The following is a 2,414-nucleotide window of genomic DNA, read 5'->3' on the forward strand; positions in this document are numbered from 1 at the left end:
GGTTCGGCGTCGGTCGGCCGGCTGGCAGTGGACCCCGGGCCACCCAGTCCGGTGCTGCCAGACTGCGTGTCGCCCGGATCGGCGTGAGCGGACCTGGAGTAGGCGGACTCCGCACCGCCTGACCCCGCACTGCCTAGCCCAGTGTCGCCGGGCTCCGGCGCGCCGAGGCCCGTGTCGGCCGACCTGACGTCGGCAGACCCAGTGCTGGCAGACCCCGTGTCAGCGGGCCTGGCGTCGGCGGGCTCGGTGCCGCTGTCGTCGGCGCCGGGCTGGGGCGGCGTCCCTGTGTCGTCGTTGGTCATGGGGCAAGCTTCTCCCGCCGGGAGCCGCTCGCCCATCGGGTGAGGCCTCTATCTGTCCCTGAATTCCACCCCCGAGCCGGGCTCAGGGTGATCCCCGATGCCGCTCGGCTCGTCGGCATGTGAGCATTGCTGGTATGCCGCCCCTGCCCGCCGACACTCGGCGCCTGCGCCGCTCCGCTGAGGGGCGGCTGCTCGGCGGGGTGTGCCGCGGGCTGTCGCTGCATCTCGGTGTGGACGTGTGGCTGCTGAGGCTGACGTTCATCGTCTTCGGGTTCCTCGACGGCTCCGGTGTCTTTGCCTATGCGGCGTTCTGGTTGTTCGTGCCCCTCGGCGTGATTCCACCGGCTGAGCGTGCGCGGCCTCGCGGCTCGCTGCGTGTGGCAGTGCTCGTGATCATGGCGCTGGGGCTCGTCCTGTTCGTCGGCATCCACGGCCCGGGCCAACTGCAGGCTGACCACAAGAACTTTGCGCTGTCGTTCGCCGTGGTGGCCGCCGGCCTCGCGGTTTTGTGGCGGCAGATCGACGACACCCAGCGGGCTCGCTGGTTCGCGGTGCGCGATCGCCCGCGGATCGCCGACTTCGCGCGCGGGGCGCTCGGGGTGCTCATCGTCCTTGGTGGGATCGCCGGGCTGGTGGCAGGCGGTTCCTCGTGGACCGTGGTCAGTCGCACCCTGCTCGCGTCGCTCGCCCTGTTGGCCGGGGCCGTCCTGATCGTGCTCCCCTTCCTGGTGCGCACCTGGCGCGACCTGAACACCGAGCGCTCCGCGCGCATCCGCTCCCAGGAACGTGCCGAGGTCGCCGCGATCATGCACGATTCCGTCCTGCACACGCTCGCCCTGATCCAGCGCAGCAGCGGAGACGCGGCCGAGGTCGCCAGGCTGGCCCGGGCCCAGGAGCGTGACCTGCGGTCCTGGCTGTACGGTGATGCGCCGCGTCCGGGCGGGGAGGATGCGCAGCACACCTTCGCCCAGGCGATCAAGGCCGCGGCGGCCGGGGTGGAGGACCGGCACGGAGTTCAGGTGGACGTGGTGACGGTCGGCGACGCGGAACTGGACGATGCGCTGCGCGCCTGTGTCGCCGCGGCTCGTGAGGCGACGGTGAACGCCGCGAAGTATGCGGAGGGGGCACAGATATCCGTGTACGCCGAGGTGGAGTCGGATGGCGCGCGTGCCACGTCGGTGGAGGTTTTCGTACGGGATCGGGGACCGGGCTTCGACCTCGAGGTGGTCGCGCAGGATCGCATGGGCATCCGCGAGTCGATTCTGGGCCGGATGAAACGGCACGGCGGTCGTGCGACGATCAGGACGGGGCCGGGAGACGGCACCGAAGTGCGTTTGGAGTTGCGCCGTGACTGAGTCTTCGTCCGCGTCGGGCGGAGGTGTGGTCGGCGAGGGCGGTCGGTCGAGCGCTGGACCGATACGACTGGTTCTCGTCGACGACCATCGGATGTTCCGTACCGGTGTGCGCGCCGAACTCGACGAGGTCGCGGGCGGCGCGCTGGCGATCGTGGGAGAAGCCGACGACGCTCCGAAGGCGGTCGCGGTGATCGCAGCCACCATGCCTCAGGTGGTGCTTCTCGATGTGCACCTGCCCGGTGGCGGCGGGGTCGAGGTGCTTAAGCAATGCCTCCCGCGGCTACCCGAGGTACGGTTCCTCGCGCTGTCCGTGTCCGACGCGGCCGAGGACGTGATCGGGGTCATTCGCGCGGGCGCCCGCGGTTACGTCACCAAGTCGATCACCGGGAACGAGCTCGTCGACGCGGTGCGCAGGGTCGCCGACGGAGACGCGGTGTTCTCCCCGCGCCTCGCCGGCTTTGTCCTGGACGCGTTCTCCGGCTCGAGCGCGGCAGGTGCGGTCGACCAGGAACTCGACCGGCTCACCGTCCGCGAACGCGAAGTGCTGCGGCTGATCGCGCGGGGCTACGCCTATAAGGAGATCGCCCGTGAGCTGGTCATCTCGATCAAGACCGTCGAGACGCACGTCTCGTCGGTGCTGCGCAAGCTCCAGCTGTCCAATCGCTACGAGCTCTCTCGTTGGGCTACCGATCGCCGATTGATCTGATCATCTGATCGGCGAGGGGCGACGGGATGCATGGCGGAGGGTGAGCTGGGG

General features: G+C 70.0%; 2 protein-coding genes and 1 pseudogene. 2 read left to right on the plus strand and 1 reads right to left on the minus strand.

From position 1 onward, the window contains the following. Positions 1–302, minus strand: a pseudogene (locus VGZ32_RS15315) (hypothetical protein); the annotation flags it as partial. Positions 303–436: 134 nt separating this feature from the next. Between VGZ32_RS15315 and VGZ32_RS15320 the strand changes: the two are divergent. Both VGZ32_RS15320 and VGZ32_RS15325 read left to right on the plus strand, forming a co-directional pair. Continuing rightward, entirely contained in the window at positions 437–1,657 is a 1,221-nt protein-coding gene (locus VGZ32_RS15320) for a PspC domain-containing protein (RefSeq protein ID WP_326886703.1), read from the plus strand. Between the two features lie 25 nt (positions 1,658–1,682). Beyond that, positions 1,683–2,363: a response regulator transcription factor gene (locus VGZ32_RS15325; RefSeq protein ID WP_326886704.1), complete on the plus strand. Its 681-nt coding sequence runs from the start codon at positions 1,683–1,685 to the stop codon at positions 2,361–2,363. Positions 2,364–2,414: the final 51 nt, after the last annotated feature.

The sequence above is a fragment of the Actinocrinis sp. genome, assembly GCF_035938995.1.
Classification (GTDB): Bacteria; Actinomycetota; Actinomycetes; order Streptomycetales; family Catenulisporaceae; genus DASZGI01.